General features: G+C 64.2%; 14 protein-coding genes and 1 pseudogene. 12 read left to right on the forward strand and 3 right to left on the reverse strand.

What is annotated here, in order from left to right:
• Complete coding sequence (locus tag MHEC_RS03755; protein ID WP_048889843.1) at positions 1-1341, forward strand: TetR/AcrR family transcriptional regulator; 1341 nt, start codon at positions 1-3, stop codon at positions 1339-1341.
• Between the two features lie 13 nt (positions 1342-1354).
• Here the strand turns inward: MHEC_RS03755 and MHEC_RS03760 are convergent, their stop codons facing one another.
• The gene (locus tag MHEC_RS03760; protein ID WP_235434723.1) at positions 1355-2209 is read right to left on the reverse strand and encodes a 3-carboxyethylcatechol 2,3-dioxygenase; all 855 of its coding nucleotides are present in this window, start codon (positions 2207-2209) and stop codon (positions 1355-1357) included.
• 399 nt (positions 2210-2608) lie between these two features.
• Between MHEC_RS03760 and MHEC_RS03765 the strand changes: the two genes are divergently transcribed.
• From MHEC_RS03765 to MHEC_RS03780, 4 genes are read left to right on the forward strand one after another with little or no spacing between them, the layout of a single operon-like run.
• A complete protein-coding gene (locus MHEC_RS03765; RefSeq protein WP_236591468.1) occupies positions 2609-3685 on the forward strand; it encodes a cytochrome P450 in 1077 nt (358 codons plus the stop codon).
• A complete protein-coding gene (locus MHEC_RS03770; RefSeq protein ID WP_071700068.1) occupies positions 3682-3876 on the forward strand; it encodes a ferredoxin in 195 nt (64 codons plus the stop codon). The genes MHEC_RS03765 and MHEC_RS03770 overlap by 4 nt, the downstream gene beginning before the upstream one ends.
• 33 nt (positions 3877-3909) lie before the next feature.
• Positions 3910-4878, forward strand: a complete 969-nt coding sequence (locus MHEC_RS03775; protein ID WP_264016577.1) for an NAD(P)-dependent oxidoreductase — start codon at positions 3910-3912, stop codon at positions 4876-4878.
• A gap of 28 nt (positions 4879-4906) precedes the next feature.
• Entirely contained in the window at positions 4907-6445 is a 1539-nt protein-coding gene (locus tag MHEC_RS03780; protein ID WP_048889923.1) for a class I adenylate-forming enzyme family protein, read from the forward strand.
• A 2-nt stretch (positions 6446-6447) separates the two neighbouring features.
• Here MHEC_RS03780 and MHEC_RS03785 read toward each other — a convergent pair.
• Positions 6448-6861 (reverse strand): annotated as a pseudogene (locus MHEC_RS03785) (CAP domain-containing protein); the annotation flags it as partial.
• Between the two features lie 443 nt (positions 6862-7304).
• On the opposite strand from MHEC_RS03785, the gene MHEC_RS03790 reads away from it, so the two are divergent.
• The 3 genes from MHEC_RS03790 to MHEC_RS03800 are packed head-to-tail and all read left to right on the forward strand — an operon-like array spanning position 7305 to position 11968.
• Entirely contained in the window at positions 7305-9605 is a 2301-nt protein-coding gene (locus MHEC_RS03790) for an acyl-CoA dehydrogenase family protein (protein WP_048889845.1), read from the forward strand.
• Positions 9602-10792: an acyl-CoA dehydrogenase family protein gene (locus tag MHEC_RS03795; protein ID WP_048889846.1), complete on the forward strand. Its 1191-nt coding sequence runs from the start codon at positions 9602-9604 to the stop codon at positions 10790-10792. The genes MHEC_RS03790 and MHEC_RS03795 overlap by 4 nt, the downstream gene beginning before the upstream one ends.
• Positions 10793-10801: 9 nt before the next feature.
• Entirely contained in the window at positions 10802-11968 is a 1167-nt protein-coding gene (locus tag MHEC_RS03800; protein ID WP_048889847.1) for a protein kinase family protein, read from the forward strand.
• Here MHEC_RS03800 and MHEC_RS03805 read toward each other — a convergent pair.
• Complete coding sequence (locus MHEC_RS03805; protein WP_048889925.1) at positions 11949-12986, reverse strand: acyl-CoA dehydrogenase family protein; 1038 nt, start codon at positions 12984-12986, stop codon at positions 11949-11951. The genes MHEC_RS03800 and MHEC_RS03805 overlap by 20 nt on opposite strands.
• Before the next feature lie 57 nt (positions 12987-13043).
• Here MHEC_RS03805 and MHEC_RS03810 point away from each other — a divergent pair, with 57 nt between their 5' ends.
• Genes MHEC_RS03810 through MHEC_RS03825 form a run of 4 tightly spaced genes read left to right on the forward strand, consistent with a single transcriptional unit; the run spans position 13044 to position 17975 of the window.
• Positions 13044-14570 (forward strand): class I adenylate-forming enzyme family protein, encoded by a 1527-nt coding sequence (locus tag MHEC_RS03810; protein WP_048889848.1) that lies wholly within the window; start codon positions 13044-13046, stop codon positions 14568-14570.
• Between the two features lie 36 nt (positions 14571-14606).
• A complete protein-coding gene (locus MHEC_RS03815) occupies positions 14607-15752 on the forward strand; it encodes a thiolase family protein (RefSeq protein WP_048889849.1) in 1146 nt (381 codons plus the stop codon).
• A gap of 56 nt (positions 15753-15808) precedes the next feature.
• The gene (locus tag MHEC_RS03820; RefSeq protein ID WP_048889850.1) at positions 15809-16660 is read left to right on the forward strand and encodes a mycofactocin-coupled SDR family oxidoreductase; all 852 of its coding nucleotides are present in this window, start codon (positions 15809-15811) and stop codon (positions 16658-16660) included.
• Positions 16661-16670: 10 nt separating this feature from the next.
• Positions 16671-17975 (forward strand): FAS1-like dehydratase domain-containing protein, encoded by a 1305-nt coding sequence (locus MHEC_RS03825; RefSeq protein WP_048889851.1) that lies wholly within the window; start codon positions 16671-16673, stop codon positions 17973-17975.
• Positions 17976-17978 lie beyond the last annotated feature (3 nt).

The following is a 17978-nucleotide window of genomic DNA, read 5'->3' on the forward strand; positions in this document are numbered from 1 at the left end:
ATGTCGGAAGCATCGATCGTGCGCCGTAGCAGCTACGGTCCGTCTAGCCCCGCGGTCGGAGTGCGGGGTGCCACCACGCGTACCCGGATCACCGAGGTATCACTGGACCTCTTCGGCCGCCTGGGATTCTTCGACACCTCGGTCGACGCCATCGCCAAGGCCGCCGGGGTCTCCAGGGCCACGCTTTACCAGTACTTTCAGGGCAAAGACGAGATTTTCCTGGAACTGCTCAATGAGTGCGGCAGCGCATTGTTCCGAGTCGCGCGGCGCATCGGCCCGCTTGGGCCCGACGACGTAGGGTTCGACAACCTGAACTGGTGGCTGGGCGAGTGGAGCTGGGTCTTCGACAAGTACTCGACCATGTTCATCCAGTGGACGGCGGTCGCCTCATCAGATACCAAGGTTCGTCCCGAGATCACCCGATTCGTCCGCAGCTATAACCACCGCATTGCCGAGCGGCTCGCCGCATCCGGTGTGCGCGGCATCGACCCCGAGCTCGCGGCGATGACGATGACCGCCCTGGTGCACCGCCTGAATCTGTTCATCCACACCGGCCGCGCATACGGCCGCAGTCTTCAGGCAGTCGTTGACACCCTCTCGGTGTTCCTGCAACTCATGTTGTTTCCGGGCACCCCTCCGGTGGTCTTCCGCAGTCTGCACCTTCACGCCAGCGCCGACCCGGCGGCAGACCTGGCCGCGATCGAGGTGCCGCCTGAGCCGGATACCGATGGCCTATCGATCAGCGATCGCACCGCCACCCTTAGCAAGCGCGCCGTGAACACCGTCAATGCGCTGGCGGCCGCCGGTGCCGAACAATTCCGCGCACGCGGTTATCGCAGCACGAGCGTCGACGACATCGTTGAGGCGGCCAAGGTTGCCCGCGGCACGTTCTACAAGTACTTCAGCGACAAGCAGGATCTGCTGACTGCCGTTGCGGCGGAAATCTATTCTCCAGCAAAGACCTTCGCTGAACGGATTGCCCACGTCGACCCCATCGACGACGAATCGACTCTGCGGCGATGGCTGGCCACATATGTCGAATTCTACGATCGGTATTCGGGCTGTATCGACGCGTGGGCAGAGGGCACCACGGACCAACCGACGGTGATTGCCATCGGAGAGAACGGGCAGGTGCTGATGGATCTAGGGGTGGCCAGGATGCTGACAAGCCGACCGGGGCCCTTCGCATTCGACCCGATCGTCTCGGCACTCATCGTGCGGGCGCTGGTGACCCGCGTGCCGCAAGCGGCAGCCGACCTGCCTGACCCGATCAGCCGCAGTGGGGTCGTCGAGCTGCTGTTGACCTGCATCAGGCGCGGATTTTTCGGTCTGGCAGGCTGATTGAGCCGAGCAGTCACGCCGAGGTCGCGACCGCCATCCCGGTGATCCATTCCGCCACGGGCTCGTACACGAGCGGAATGACCGGCTTTCCGCCGCCGGCGGCGCCGGCAGCAACCCAGGTACGGATCTCGTTGGCACCGGAACCGGCTCGCGTCTGAGCCGAGTCCACCAGATCGATGAGGGCATCGACGTCCCACCTCGACATCGCCTGCAGGACTTCGCCATCCCACTCGGGCCGGATCTTGGTGCGAGCGTCAGCCATCCCCTCGGCAATGAGCCGCGCGCGTTCTGCGTCACTGAGATCGTAGGTGTCGACCTCGAGGCTTGGCGGCGAATGTGAAAGCCCACCGGTACCGATCAGCAGAACCCGCTGGTCCACGTCGTCGAGAAAACGCCCGACTGCCGCGCCGAACTCGGCGACCCGTCGGCCGTTGGGCAGGGGAGCCGTGGCGCAGTTCACCGGGACTGGAATCACCGGTTTGGCGTCAAGCCTTCCCAGCAGATCCCGAATCGGCTGAGCGAACGCATGGTCCAGTCCAATGTCGCGGCAGACCGCAATGTCGAAGCCTTCGCCCAACAAGTGCTCGGCCAGGCGTCGCGCACGCGCCGACGGGACGGTGAGCTGCCCGGCGGGATGGGGGGCCTCGGCGATTATCGACGCTGAGAACGCCACGGCGAAGGCCGGGACCACATGCCGGAAGGCGCGGCGATGATCCCCGCCGAACAAGACAACGAGTTCGGGATCGAAACGCTGGACCTCTTCGGCCGCCGCGACCAGCGCCGTGCGGAACTTCCGCCCAAACCGTTGCTCGCTGTCCCGTTCCTTGCCAGGGCTGTGGCTTGCGCACACGACCAGTCGACCAGACACGACAGCATCCCTTCTATAAGTGACGCTAATGTTAGATGAGCGCCTTCGACGGGGGCAATTTGCGCACGGGCATCGCTGTCACCTTCGGGCAACCGGCGGTGGACGGTGTCGCCGCGGGCACGTCGTCGGATCGGCTGCAGCCCAACGAGCAGATGTATGGCGGCCGCCCTGCAAGGTTATGCGAGCCCGGACACGCAAAAACAGGCATACAGTTGTATGTATACGGGTCTTTGCGCCATGCTGTGTAGTGCACGAGGTCACTAAGCCAACGGAGGACCGATGTCGGCCGAGGCCATTCCGAAGATCCACACTGACGACTTGCCAATGCCCGAAGCTCGTGATGAGGCCTGGCTGATAATGGGAAGGTGCCCGGTCGTAGAACTTGAGGATGGCTACGCGGTGACAACGCGGGACCTCATCGAGGCCGTTCTCAGGGATCCCTCAACCTTCTCGTCCAAGAAGGCGTTTGATGTGCTCGCGAGTCCGGTGCCGCTGGTGCCGATTGCATTCGACCCGCCTCAGCAGACCCGCTACCGTCAGATACTGCAGCCTTTTTTCAGTCCCCGGGCAATCAAGCCGCTCGAACCCGAACTGAGAAAACAAATCATCGAAATTATCGAACCGATTGCTGCACGCGGCAGGTGCGAATTCGTCGCGGAAGTCGCCGGCGTGTTCCCGATCCAGGTATTTCTCACACTTTTCGGGCTCCCACTGGATATGCGGGACCAATTCATCGAGTGGAAGAATGCGGTGCTCAGCCTTGCCTCCGCGTCAGGTTCGGTGACAACTGATGAGGAGGCCGCTAGCAAAGGCCTGCAAAAGGCCGGCGAGCTGTTCATGTACTTGTCTGAATTGATCCAAACCCGCCGCGGACAGCCGGGCGACGACGTGCTGAGCCGCGTGTTGAACCTGCAGCCACCTCATGCACTGACCGACGAGGAAGCGATCGGGCTTTGCTTCCTTTTTGTACTCGCCGGCCTAGACACCGTTATGGACGCCCTCGGGTTCGGTATGCAACGACTGGCCGAGAATCCCGACAAGCGCCGGGAAATCATCGACGATCCGACTCTGATCCCCGCGGCCACCGAGGAGTTACTGCGTCTTGACCCGCCCGCGCCTTTCGTACCCCGCGTCACCACCAAGGAGACCACGATCGGTGACGTGACATGTCCGGCTGGCACCAGGGTCACCAACTATCTTGCCGTCGCTAACCGCGACGAGTCGGAGTTCCCCAACCCGTATGCCATCGATTTTCACCGCGCCGACAACCGCCACATCAGCTTCGGAATGGGTGCGCATCGCTGCCTCGGTTCACACTTGGCGCGACTGGAGATGAACATCGTGTACGAGGAGTGGCATAAACGAATCCCGCGCTACCACATCACCCCTGGAACTACGCCTCGGGTGCATTGGCCCCGTGGGACCGTGGGCCTAGAGTCCTTGCACCTCACGCTGGAAGGCTCAGTCGCGCAATGAAAGTAGCGATCGATGCCAATTCTTGCGCTGGCCATGGCCTGTGCTATGTGTACGCGCCAAACGTATTTACCGACGACGAGCACGGATATGGGCATGTCATTGGCGATGGCACCGTCGCGCCCGAAGAAGCCGATGCGGCGCGCACCGCAGTAGCGAATTGTCCTGAGCGGGCAATTTTACTACGCGAGTGAGCCTGAAAACTTGCGCAAACCCGACGCGACGCGTTGGCACGGATTATCGGTCGCCCCCACGGTAATCGCCGAGGCCGGGCTGGTCAGGTTGGCCGAAGCCGACGGTGCCGACTGGTCAAGCCACGGCTGCAGCGGCCCGCGGTCCAGTGTCAAGGTGAGAAGGCTCTATACGAAAGGACAAGGCCGGTGACCACAATCGGGTTCCTTGGCGCAGGGCAGCTCGGAGAACCGATGGTGCGGCGCCTGCTCGGCGCAGGGAAAGACGTGTTGGTGTTCGCCCGTCGCGACGAGGTCCGCTCGCGGCTTAAGCACGAGGGCGCGAAGCTTGCCGCATCGGTGCCCGACCTTGCAGCTCGTAGCGATATCCTGATCAGCTGCTTGTTCTCCGATGCTCAGCTTCGTGAAACCGGCTTGGGGCCAGACGGTTTTATCGCACATTTGCAGCACGATGCGGTTTTCGTCTCGCATACCACCGGAACCCTCGCCACTTTGCGGGAGTTGTCGGCCAGCTCCCCGGCGCCGCCTGCGATCATCGACGCGCCGGTGAGCGGCACAGCCGACGACATCGCTGAGGGCAAGCTGACCGTGCTGGCGGGCGGCGATGCCGACGCGTTGGAGCGGGTAAGGCCGATCCTGGCCGCCTATGCCGATCCGATCATCGCGACCGGTGCACTGGGCACCGCACTGGACATCAAACTCGTCAACAACATGCTGTTTGCCGCGAACGCACAATTAGTGGCCGCCGCAGCAGCCGCCGGCGAGAAGCTCAACGTGGCGCCGGACATGTTGCTGCGGGCCCTCTCGGTGTGCAGTGGCTGGAGTAACGCCGCGGCACACGCACAGCGCGTTGGTGGAGTGCAAGCCTTCGTCTCCCGGGCGGCTCCCTTCCTGCGTAAGGACGTCGCCGCGGCGATCTCCTCTGCCGAGCAGGCCGGCGCCGATTTAGGGTTTCTTCGGCTAGTCGTCGAGAATGGGCCGCTGCCCCTAACCACCGAGAACTGAAGCGGTGATCGGTGAGCCTTTTTCCGGAATGACGCTGGGCGACATCGTGACCGACAATGCCCGCCGGTTTCCCGATGTGCCCGCCTACCGGCAGGGCGGGCGGATGCTTACCCATCGAGACCTGCGCGAACGTGCCTTACGCATGGTGTCGGCGATGATGGCTATCGGGGTGCGACGCCAGGATCGCGTTGCGATCCTGGGGCGCAACAGTATCGAGTTCGGCGAAGTGCTTGCTGCCACACAGCTCAGCGGAATTATTCTGGCGGCCATCAATTTCCGGCTCTCACCAACAGAGATGCTGGATGCTCTGCGCCGGGTAACGCCGTCAATCATGTTCTGTGATGCGGAATTCGCGCCGCTGGCATGCGACCTCGCCTCGCAAGTGCCAGGGTTAAAGCAGCTGGTATCGCTCGGCGACGCGGATCAGCCCGGGACGGAAAGCTTGGAAGAGTTCGCCGCCCGCGGGTTTCCGGATGAGCCGCCAATGATCGCGCGCCCTGAAGACATCGCATGCCTGCTGTTCACAAGCGGCACCACCGGAGCGTCCAAATGCTGCATTCTCGGTCAGCGTGAGCTGCGAGAAGTGGCACTGACCATGAACACCGAACTGCGGTCAGGCAGCGACGATCGCGCCTTGATCAACATGCCGATGTTCCACGTCGGGGCAATCGCCATTATGGGCGGCGTGCATGCGCGGGGAGGCACGGTCGTGCTGCAGAAGCAATTCGATCCCGCCGAAGCGGTCCGGCTGGCTGCTGCAGAACGGGTAACGATTCTGCACCTGGCGCCGGTGATGTTGAAGGCGCTGCTGAACGAAATCGATGAGGACCATCCGCTAGACAGCGTGCACACCGTGGTGTATGCGGCCGCGCCGATGTCGATGACCATTCTGCGCCGGGCGCTTTCCAAACTGCCCGGAGCCGGCTTTTTGAATCTGTACGGGCAAACCGAGGCAATTGTCTCCGGGCTGCCGCGCGAACTGCACCGGGTCGACCGACGCGACGCGGCAGACCAACTGCGGTCGGTCGGTTTCCCCTTCCCGGGAGTTGCGGTCAGAGTCGTCGACGACGATGGTCGCGACATGCCGACGGGTGAGGCCGGCGAAATCGTCGTTCGATCAAACTCGCTGTTCCGTGGCTACTGGGACGACCATGCCGCGACCTTAGCGACGCTGCGCAACGGCTGGTGCCACACCGGCGACATCGGCCGCCTCGACGACCGCGGGCTGCTGTATCTGGTCGACCGGAAAAAGGACGTGATCATCACCGGCGGCGAGAACGTCTATTCGCCCGAGGTCGAAGATGTCGTCAGCGGCCTCCCCGAGGTCTTAGCCTGCGCGGTGGTGGGGGCACCCGACGAACGGTGGGGTGAAGCCGTCTGCGCGGTTGTCGTGCCGCGCCCCGGCCAAACGCCCACACTGGCCGCGGTCCAAGAATGCGCCCGTAAAAAACTGGCGGGTTACAAGGTGCCGCGACGACTAGTGATCATCGATGAGCTGCCGATGCTGGCCAGCGGCAAGGTCGACAAGAAGCGGCTGCGTGCCGACCTTGCGAAAGGCATGGACTAGGCCGGTTGGCCGTACACGGCCACCACGACGCTGCGATCCAGGCTATTTTCCGACCACACCCCGATGGCAGTGTTGGCACAGTCCTGCATTAGCGCGCGGGAGGGTGGGTCATACCACCATTGGTTGAGTATCTCGATACCGCTAATGGCCAGGGCGGGGTTGATCGCGACCGTTTCGCCCACCTTGCCCCTGAATCCAGCCGCGTTGGCGCGGTCCTGCGGTGTCGACCCGTCCGAACCGATGTCGCCGTTGATGTCGTGGTTGTTGAGGACGTCAAGGGTGTGCCGACGGGCCGCGTCAACAAGCCGGCCGTCGAGTCGGGGTTCGGTGGTGCAGCCGTTCTGGCGTTGTGCCGTATAGATATTGGCAAACACGCCGTCGTTAAGGCGCTTATTATCGGCCCGTGCGGCTGGCATGCAAACTGCCCCACCGGCTGCAACCAGGAGAACGGAAAGTGTCAGCGAGACCCGGACGGCTGCGCCGCGGCATGTCCAATGCGGACGCAGGTCATCTAGCCATGTCGTCACCGGCATAGAACACCACTCTTTCAGCCGATCAAATGAGATAGATATATTAAGCTTTGCCCGATGCTGAAGCAAAGGAAACCGCAGGCCGGGGTCGCCTGGCAACCGAATCACGTCTCAGCGTGTATAGGCAGGGCAAGCGTCGCCGGTCTCTCGCGACCGACATCAGGGCGGGCTTCAAACCTCCGGTGACGATCAGACGACCTACCTCATCACCCAGATCGCCGAGGAAATCTATCCGGCCCAAGATTAGAGCGCGGCGGTTTGCCAAACAGCCACTCGGCGCGAGACACTGGCTGACATAGATAACCAAGTTAGCCTTCTAGGGGTACGCGATGGGGCCTGACGACTGGCGAGCCAGACTCCGGCACCTGCTCGCTGAGCATGCGTCGCTACAGGCCGAGACCAGAGCCGAGGGGGTCCGACGCGACCGCATCGAGATCGCCCGCGCTTGGCACGCCGCGCTCGTCGACAACGACTTAGCCGCTCCCGGCTGGCCGAAATCGGTTGGTGGTCTGGAGCTCTCATTAGAGGAGCAGCTGGAGTACTACCGGATCATCACCGAGGCAGGGGTGCCGCCGCACCCGTGTCCGCTTTCGTTCATCGTTGCACCGACGCTTATCCGTCACGGAACTCAGCAACAGAAGGACCGTTTTTTGAGGCCGCTGCTGCGCGCCGACGAGTTCTGGTGCCAGGGTTTTTCGGAGCCCGGCGCCGGCAGCGATCTGGCGTCGCTGTCGACCCGGGCCCTCCGCGAGGGCGAGACCTACCGTGTCACCGGCCAAAAGGTCTGGACGTCGATGGCCGACCGCGCCGACTGGATGTTCGCCCTGGTGCGCACCGGACCACCCGGACGCAGCACGAACGGCATCACCTATCTGCTCATTCCGATGAAAAGTCGCGGAATCACTGTTCGACCGCTGCGTGACATCAGCGGTGTCGCTCATTTCGCTGAGGTGTTCCTCGACGACGTCGAGGTGCCGGTCGAAAACCGGGTAGGTAACGAGGGGGAAGGCTGGTCGATCATGCGCACCTCGCTCGGCCACGAACGCGCTACCGCGTTTCTCGCCGACGAGTTCAAGTACCGCCGCACCGCCGACAAGGTCATCGAGCTGATCGCCTCGCGGGGTCTGGACTGTGAACCACTGGTTCGCCAGGACATCGCCCGGCTGGAGTCCGGTGTGCGCACCATTGCGGCGAATAGCGCGCGGGCTCTCGCCACTGTATTGCGCGGTGACGACCCCGGCGGCGTAGCCTCGGTGAATCGCTTGGTGAAATCCGAAGTCGAACAGCACATGCACACGTTGGCATTGCGAGCAGCCGGTCCATATGCGGCGTTGGGCAGCCGGGCGAGCATCGCCCTCGACAAGGGCCGCTGGACATTCGGCTATCTGATGAGTCGAGCGACAACCATCGGAGCGGGCACTGCGGAGATTCAGCGCAACACCATCGCCGAGACGGTACTGGGACTGCCCTCGCATCGCGGCGAGGGCCGTCGAAACCCCGCAGTGGTACCCGGTGACCCGCTGGTTGTCGCCGACGAGGACGAACGCCGGTTGCGCGAGGTGTTGGCCAAGGCGCTGGAAGCCCGGCTTGACATCCCGTCACTGCTGGACGTCAACCGGCCGATCGACGCCATTGACCCGGAAGTCTGGTCGGCTCTCGTCGAGTTCGGGTTGCCGGGTCTGGCCGTCGACGAATCGATGGGCGGCGCGGGCGCGCGGCCGCGGCTGTTGTACGCCGCCATCGAGGAAACCGCCAAAGCGTTGGTCCCGGCACCGGTGGTCCCCACCGTCACCGCCCTCGATGTCGCGGTCCAGGCCGGTGCCACGGCGGTGGCCACGCGGATCACAGCGGGGGCGCCAGCCGCGTTCGCCGTTCCACTGGATGATTCCGGCTGGGTAACTGCGGGCGCCGAATTGCCGGAGTGGCGGGGGTCGCGGCTGACCGGAACCCTGCCACTGGTTGCCGGAGCGCCGGCCGCCGAGCTGTTACTGGTGTTGGCGAAGGAAACCGATTCCGGCAATCCCGTGCTGGTCGCGGTCGACCCCAGCGATGATGCGGTTGACGTGGTCCCGCATCAACCGTTCGATCTCACCGCCACGATCGGCTCGGTGACATTGCACCAGGCCTCAGGGGAATTGCTCGGTGCCGGCAGCGCGGTTCGCGAGGCGCTGGAGGCCGCGCGCCGCCGGGCGGTACTCGCGGTCGCGGCCGACTCGATTGGAGTAGGTTCGCGCGCGCTGGCGATGGCGGTGGCGTGGGCCGGTGAGCGAGAGCAATTCGGGCGCCCTATTGGCAGCTTCCAGGCCATCTCACATCGGTGTGCCGACATGCTGGTAGAACTTGAAGGCGCACGCAGCCAGGTGTTGGCCGCCGCCGACGAGCTCGATTCCCCGGGCTCTGATTGCCTGGTCGATCTGGCCGCAGCGGCGGCGTTTGATGCCGCGGTGGCGGCTGGCGAGGGCGTGATTCAGATTCACGGGGGTCTCGGGTTCACCTGGGAGCATCCGGCCCACGTGTTGCTGCGCCGGGCGCGCGCTAATGCCGTCCTCGTAGGCCGAGCCGAGGCGCTACGTGATCGTGCGGCTTGTGATGTGGCCGCCGCAGTGCGCAAAGAGACGACAGCGCTATGAAATACGGCATGGGCTCACAGCTGGCAGTATTCCGGGAGGAAGTCCGAGCATTTATCGCCGAGCATGCGCCGCGCATCCCGCCGCGTGCGGGAGTGCGCAGCGCCGAGAATGAAGCCGAGCTAAAAGCGCTGCAGGAGTGGACGGCTCGCCTGTACGAGGCCGGCTACGCTGGAACCGATTGGCCCGCCGAGTTTGGCGGGCGAGATGACCGCTCGGCCGAGCACGCGATAGTCGTCGGCGAGGAGTTGGCGCGCGCCCAGGTTCCCGGCGTGCAAAGTGCCGGTGTGCTGGCAGCGCATGCACTGATCCACTACGGCACCGACCACCAACGGCGTCGCCATCTGCCTGCCATCCGCGCGGGCCGCGAGCTGTGGTGCCAGTTATTCAGCGAGCCCGGCGCCGGCAGCGACCTCGCGTCGTTGCGTACCCGGGCCGTGCCCGAGGGCGACACCTACCGGGTCACCGGCCAGAAGGTATGGACTACTGACGGCCACTGGGCGCACTACGGCTACCTGTTGGCCCGCACCGATCCGGATGCGCCCAAGCACAAGGGAATCAGCGCGTTCATCCTGGACATGGCCACTCCGGGGGTGAGCGTGCGCCCGCTGCGCGAGCTGACCGGGACCGCGGATTTCAACGAGGTGTTTCTCGACGACGTCGTGGTGCCGGCCGACGCGATGATCGGCGCACCCGGCCAGGGCTGGGCGATCGCCAACGCAACGCTGGCACACGAGCGCACCGGTGTCGGCGCCATCGTGGTCAAGCTGAGACTGGCCATCGACGCGCTGATTGCGCTCGCCCGCCGTGTCAGCGTCGACGGTCGTCCGGCCCTCGACAGCGACCGGGTGCGCGACCGGATAGGACAGCTCACCGCGGAGGTCGAGGCGTTGTCGGCGCTGACATACGCCAACTTCACCCGCTGGTTGCGCGGTGGAGAGCGCCAGCACGACGCCGCGATGGCCAAGCTGATGTTCAGCGAGCTGAACCTCGAGCTGGCCCGCTTTGCCGTCGAGTTGGGCGGTGAGTCGGGGGTGCTGGTCCAGGGCGATCCGGATGTGCTCGACAACGGCCGCTGGCAGGACGAATGGCTGTATGCGCGCGCCTACACGATCGCCGGTGGCAGCTCGGAGATCATGCGGACGCTGATCGCCGAGCGCGGTTTGGGCTTGCCCCGCGAGAAGCGGTGAGACACAGCCGTGGTCGGGCGAGCGGACAGCGTCGCGGTAAACGCGAAGGCCATCGGTCAGCTGGTGGCTGCAGTGGTGCCGTGGACCCCGGTCCGCACCCCGTCGAAGGCCGGCGACGTAACCGAAGAATGGCTGACGGCTCACCTCGCCAGAAATGTACCGGGCGCAGTCGCATTGTCGGTGACGCCGCGAGATGGCACTACCGGAACGACGGACCGGCGCAGGCTCGCCGTCGAATGGAACGAGGCTGGCAAAGCGGCCGGTATGCCGTCGCAGCTGTTCGTGAAGAGCACGCCTGTGACGGCGAAGAACCGCGCGATGGTCGCCGCACTCGACATGGCGGTCAACGAGGTTCGCTTCTACCGGCGGGTCGCCGGCGAGTTAAACGGTGTTGCACCGAGGGCCTGGTTTGCCCGCGCAGGTGTCGGTGCCCGATTCCTCCTCATCCTCGAAGACATTGTCGCCCAAGGTGGGCGGCCGTATGCGCTGGCTGACCGCTGTGAGATCGAGCATGCCCGCGGTCTGGTCGACACCTTCGCCAGGCTGCATTCTCGATTTTGGTCGAGCCCACGGTTCACGACCGACCTACGTTGGGCGCGAACCTGGAGCGCGCGGCCGGGCAACGCGATACTGCGGCTGTTCTACCGCCGCGGAAGGCGGGGCGCTCTGGCGCTGGATCGGCCCGAAGCCACGGCTGCTGTCCGCGCCGTCGCGGCGAAACTAGACGCGCATGCCGACGCGTACTACCGGGAGTTCGAGTCCGGCCCGCTGACGCTGCTGCACGGCGATTCGCACCTGGGCAACACCTTCTCGATGCCCGATGGCCGCTCGGGTTTGCTTGACTGGCAAGTGGTTTGGCAAGGCCCAGGGCTGCGAGAGATGACGTACTGGATGACGACCGGACTGGAGCCGAACGTACGCAGATCCCATGAGCGCGAACTCTTGGACCGTTACCTTGATGCGCTGCGCGCCGCCGGGGTGGACGAGGTGCCGACCCTCCAGCTGGCGTTCGAACGTTACCGGCTCTTCGCGGCGGAAGCCTGGGACGCCGCCGCAATGACCATCGCATGGCCTGGGCTACAGGCGCCGGAGAACGCGCAGGCGGGGTGGCGGAGAGCATGCGTGGCTGTCGAGGATCTGGACACTGCCGCAGTCCTCAACCGGCTGGGCCGTTAATCGGCACGAGTGCGGCACGGTGTTCGGCCACCGTGCCGTCGAACGCCTCGTCGACCTTGATCCGGCGCAAAAACAAGTGCAGATCGTGCTCCCAGGTGAAGCCGATGCCACCGTGCACCTGCAAAGCGGTACTGGCCACCTCGCTAGCCGCAGCCTTGGCGTAGGCAGCGGCTGCCGATGCGGCGCGCGAGCGTGCCGGCTGCGCAGCGCTATCGAGTGCCACCGCAGCCGCCCACAGGGTGGATCGCCCGGCCTCCACGGCCAGTGCCATGTTGGAGCAGTGGTGCTTGACCGCCTGGTACGAACCGATGGGCGCCCCGAACTGCTGACGTTGCCCGGCGTAGGTGACCGTCATCGCCAGTAGCCGGGCCGCGGCCCCCAGTGCGTCAAGCCCGCGGTGTACCGCCAGCGCGTCGCGCACAAAACCGAGCGTCCCGGCCGGCAATGTCGTCCACTCTTCGACGGTCGCGTCGAGGTTTAGTCGCGCCCACGACCGCGTCAGGTCGAGGGTCTTCATGCCGGTCAGTTCGGCATCGCGAAACACTGCCAGATACTCGCCTGTCATGGTTTCACCCACGACCGCGAAGCCGGTCATGTCGGCCGCCATCGGTACCGGACTCGTCGTGCCACGCAAAGTCAGAGCGTCGCGCTCGATGAGACCCACCGGTCCACGTGCCAGTCCGAACAGCAACTTGCCCTGCCCCCCGTCGACGCTCTGTGCATGCCCGAACTCACCGAGCAGCCACGTCGCGACCGCGAGGTCGGCCAACGGTAGCGAACTCGCCGCATGTCCGTGCGCTTCGCTGAGCACCGCGAGATCCATATGTGTCCCACCGGCCTCGGGCGTTAACAACGCCAGCAGCCCGGACTCGGCTGCGTGCGCTACCGCGGCGGGATCGACGGTGATCGGGACGTCGTCCGCGGCGGCGCGGATCCGCGCAATGGGATCGTGACGGGTTAGCCACGACCGTTCCGACTCGGCAAGCTGTTTTTGTTCGTCGGTCAGTCCAAGATCCACTGCCATCTCCCAGATAGGAAGTTGACCTAGTAAACCACGTAATCTACGTTAGAGCCAATGACAAGCCTCGATAACGCGCTTGCCCGGCTGTGGACGGCCGACGACGACGCCGACATGCTCCAGCAGGATGGCAGGTGGGTGTGCTGGGGTCAGGTGCGTAGGCTCGCCGAGCGCATCGACCGCGAACTGGGTGCCGCGGGTTGCGGCAGAGGCGGCCGGGTGGCCGTCGTGTTGAGTAACCGAATGGAATCCGTCGCTACCCTGATCGCGCTGTTTCGCGCCGAACGGATTCTTGTCACCGTCAGCCCGCTGCAACCGCCGCACCGCCTAAGCGCCGACCTGGCCACCACAGGCGCGTCGTACGTGCTGGCCCCCGACAAGCTTTGGTCGGAGAACGCATTCCGCGAAGCCGTCGCCGAACTGGGCGCGGTCGGCTGGAGTGTTGACGGCGACGCGGTTGAGTTGCGGACTACGGCGAGCCGCGAGCCACGCGATGGTGACCCAGCGGTCGCAATCGAGATGCTGACTTCGGGCACGACTGGGCCGCCGAAACGAATCCCGTTGACCCGCCGACAGCTTGAGGCGTCTCTGGCCGCGGCGCTGCGGCACCACGACCGACCAGAAGTGCGCGATAAGCCACCATTCACGGGCGCGGTCGCACTGGTGACCATCCCGATCGTGCACATCGGCGGGTTGTGGGCGCTATTGCAGTCGCTGGTGTCCGCACGCCGGTTCGTGCTGCTCGAACGGTTCACGGTGGCAGGCTGGTACGCGGCGGTCAAGGAGCACAAGCCGATACTGGCCGGATTGCCGCCCGCGGCAATCCGCTCGGTGCTCGACTCTGATATTCCGCGGGAGGATCTCTCCAGTCTCCGCGCGGTCAATGCGGGCACCGCGCCGGTGGACCCGGCCCTGGTCGACGCCTTCTACGAGCGATACCGAATCCCGATCCTCATCGTCTACGGCGCCACTGAGTTCTCCGGTGCCGTCGCCGGGTGGACGGTGCGAGACTTCCGGGCGCGGTGGGCCGAGAAGAAGGGCAGCGTCGGACGAGCATTCCCGGGCGTGCGGCTACGGGTGGTCGATGACGACGGGACGATCCTGCCACCTGGCCGGTCGGGCCGGCTGCAGGTCGCTTCCTGGCAAGTCGCTGGGGACGCCGACGATTGGGTCACCACCAGCGATCTGGCTCATCTCGATGAGGACGGTTTCCTTTATATCGACGGGCGAGCCGATGATGTGATTGTGCGCGGCGGGTTCAAGATCGCGCCGGAAACCGTGGTGAGGGTGTTACGCGGCCACGAAGCCGTCGCCGACGCGGCGGTCGCCGGCATCCCGGACCAACGGCTTGGCCAGATCCCGGTCGCCGGTGTGGAGCTGCGGGCCGGTGCCTCGACGACGCCCGACAAACTGCGGGAGCACTGCAGGTCGACGTTGACTCCGTACGAGGTGCCCGCAGAGATCTACATCGTCGACAAGTTGCCTCGCGGCGCGGCACTGAAAATCGATCGGCGGCAACTGATCGCGATGCTCGAATCGCGTCGGAAAGAACCCCGGGTGCGCACGTCGGAACATGTCGGGTAACCATTAGTAATACATTCAACTGTTAAGGAGAATTTTGTGGCTGAAGCTGTAATTGTCGAGGCAGTTCGGTCACCGATCGGCAAGCGCAACGGCGTTCTGTCCGGCGTGCACCCTGCGGAGCTGTCAGCTCAGGTGCTCAACGCGCTGGTGGAGCGTGCGGGGATTGATCCGGAAGTGGTCGATGACGTGATTTGGGGCTGTGTGCAGCAGGTCGGCGACCAAGCCTTGGACATCGCGCGCACAGCGGTGCTGACCGCCGGTTGGCCGGACAGTGTGACAGGTGTGAGTGTGGATCGCCAGTGTGGATCTAGTCAGCAGTCGGTACACTTCGCTGCTGCTGGCGTGGTGGCCGGGCACTATGACGTTGTGGTAGCTGGTGGCGTCGAGTCAATGTCGCGAGTACCGATGGGATCCTCAACCACTGCAGGCGGTGACCCGTTTCCGCAGCGGTTTATGGACCGTTACGGGGCTTTCCCGAACCAGGGAATAGGCGCTGAGATGATCGCCGAGCGGTGGGGCTTCGATCGCGCTATCCTAGATGAGTTTTCGTTGATGTCGCATGAAAAAGCCGCAGCGGCACAGGATTCTGGCGCGTTCGATGACCAGATCGTGCCAATCACCGATCAAGATGGCAACCCGGTGCTCAAAGACGAGGGCATTCGCCGCGGCACGCCGATCGAGAAGATGGCCCAGCTAAAACCTGCTTTCAAGGAGGACGGGGTTATCCACGCCGGCAACTCCAGCCAGATTTCCGACGGATCGGCGGCGCTGCTGCTGATGACGGCGGAGAAAGCCAGGAAGCTGGGCTGCACACCGATTGCAAAAGTACACACCGCGGTGTTAGCCGGCGCCGACCCGGTGATCATGCTGACTGCGCCGATCCCGGCCACCCAGAAGGCTTTGTTGAAGTCCGGGTTGGCGGTCGACGATATCGGCGTGTTCGAGGTCAACGAGGCTTTTGCTCCTGTTCCACTGGCCTGGCTGAAGGATATCGGCGCCGATGAAAAGAAGCTCAACCCCTGCGGTGGGGCAATCGCCTTGGGCCATCCGTTAGGCGGATCGGGCGCTCGAATCATGACCACGATGCTTTACCACATGCGCGACAATGGAATTCGCTACGGACTGCAAACAATGTGCGAAGGCGGCGGCCAGGCCAACGCGACTATCCTCGAGCTGCTGTGATCAGCCGGCTTTCCTGCCTGGGAACTGAGAACGGAAACGGAACACACGGGAGAAACATGGCTGGACGGGTACAGGACAAAGTCGTTCTGGTGACGGGCGGAGCTCGCGGCCAGGGTCGCAGCCATGCGGTCAAACTCGCCGAAGAGGGAGCCGACGTCATCCTCTTCGACATCTGCCAGGACATCGAGACCAACCGCTATCCACTGGCCACCCCGCGTGACTTGGAGGAGGCCGGCCTGGAGGTAGAAAAGGCCGGCCGGCGGGCGATCACCGCGGAGGTGGATGTCCGTGACCGAGCCGCGGTGAGCAGAGCCCTGTCCGACGCGGTCGCCCAACTCGGCAGGCTCGACGTCGTGGTGGCGAACGCCGGCATCTGTCCGCTGGGCAGCGACATGCCGATAGGCGCCTTCGCGGACGCCTTCGACGTGGACTTCATCGGTGTGGTGAACACGGTGCATGCGGCGCTGCCGTATCTGCAGGCCGGCGCTTCGGTGATCACGATCGGCTCCGTTGCTGGGCTGATCGCCGAAACAGCGGCCGGCAGCGTCGGTCCCGTCGGCCCGGGCGGTGAGGGGTACAACCTGGCCAAGCAGCTGATCGACCGTTACACCCGGGTACTGGCGAAACAACTCGCGCCGCTATCAATTCGGGCCAACGTAGTGCATCCGACCAATGTGAACTCTCCGATGTTGCACAGCGATCCGATGTACAAGACGTTTCGCCCCGATCTGGAGCACCCGACGAAAGAGGATGCCCTGCTGGCGTTTCCGGTGATGCAGGCAATGCCGATTCCCTACGTGGAGCCCGAAGACACCTCCAACGCGGTGTGCTTTCTGGCCTCCGATGAGTCCCGATACGTCACCGGGCTGTCGTTGCGGGTGGACGCCGGGGCGATACTGAAGTTCTAGAGAGGACACCATGACCACCGCAGAAACCTCCGCGAAATCGGACGCCGACACCGCGGCGATCGAGGGCCGGATCACCGACGAAGACATTGCGCGGGCGAAGGCGCAGATCGGCATCCCGGTCAACCAGCGTGACGAGGCGTGGAACAAATTGCCGAGCGCTGATGGGATAAGCCATTTCGCGTTTGGCTGCGGCGACGACAATCCGCTGTTTCATGATCCTGAATACGGCGCGAAAACCCGTTGGCACGGCCAGATCGCGCCGCCGACGTTCCTGATCAGCACCGGTCTGGACCAGACGCCGAAATTCACTGACCCGCAACGTAAACAACTGTTCCGCGGCCTCTTCCGTGGCACGGGCAAGTACTACGCCGGAGTGAAATGGACGTGGTATCAGCCGGTGTATGCGGGACGGCCCGTGCTGTGCGAGACTTACACGCTCGACGTGCAAGTCAAGGAGAGTCAATTCGCTGGCGGGCGTTCGGTCAAGGAGACATACCGCTACCTCTATGTCGACGCCAACGGGACTCCGATCGCAACGCGTGACGAGTCCTACATTAGCGCCGAACGCCACGGCTCGAAGAGGTCGGGCAAGTACTCGCACATCGAACGAAAACATTGGACACCGGAGGAACTCGCCGAGGTTGACGCGGTCTACGATGCCGAGGTTCGTCGCGGCGCCGAACCGAACTGGTGGGAGGATGTAAAGATCGGCGACGAGCTGACCCCGGTGATGAAGGGTCCGCTTACGGTCGTCGACATCATCAGCATGCACATGGGTTGGGGCTGGGGCGGTTACGGCGTCGGCCCGCTCAAGTACGCCCGCAATCTGCGTCAGCGCATGCCGGCGTTCTACACGCCCGACGAATACGGCGTACCCGACGTGGTGCAACGGTTGCACTGGGATGCCGCGCGGGCCAAGGAGCTGGGCATCCCAGCGCCCTACGACTATGGACAGATGCGGGCAGCCTGGGTCAGTCATCTGCTGACCAACTGGATCGGCGATGACGGATGGCTCGCCGAGATGGAGCTGCAGCTTCGAGGTTTCAACTATCACGGCGACATCCACAAGTGCACCGGTGTGGTGACCGACAAGGGGTCTGATCCAAGCAAGCCGGTGACAATCGAGGTGGCCGCGACTAATCAGCGCGGTGAGACCACTACCAAGGGCACCGCCAAAGTGTTACTGCCGTCAAAGCAGGCCGGAGCCGTCGCGCTGCCGATGCCCGATGAGGAGTTGAGATGCCGAGGGGCGCAGGTTGTCTCGCGGATTGCCGGACGTGTCGGCGAGGAACTACGCCGGTTACACGGAGAATAAGCA

The organism is Mycobacterium heckeshornense, from assembly GCF_016592155.1.
Classification (GTDB): domain Bacteria; phylum Actinomycetota; class Actinomycetes; order Mycobacteriales; family Mycobacteriaceae; genus Mycobacterium; species Mycobacterium heckeshornense.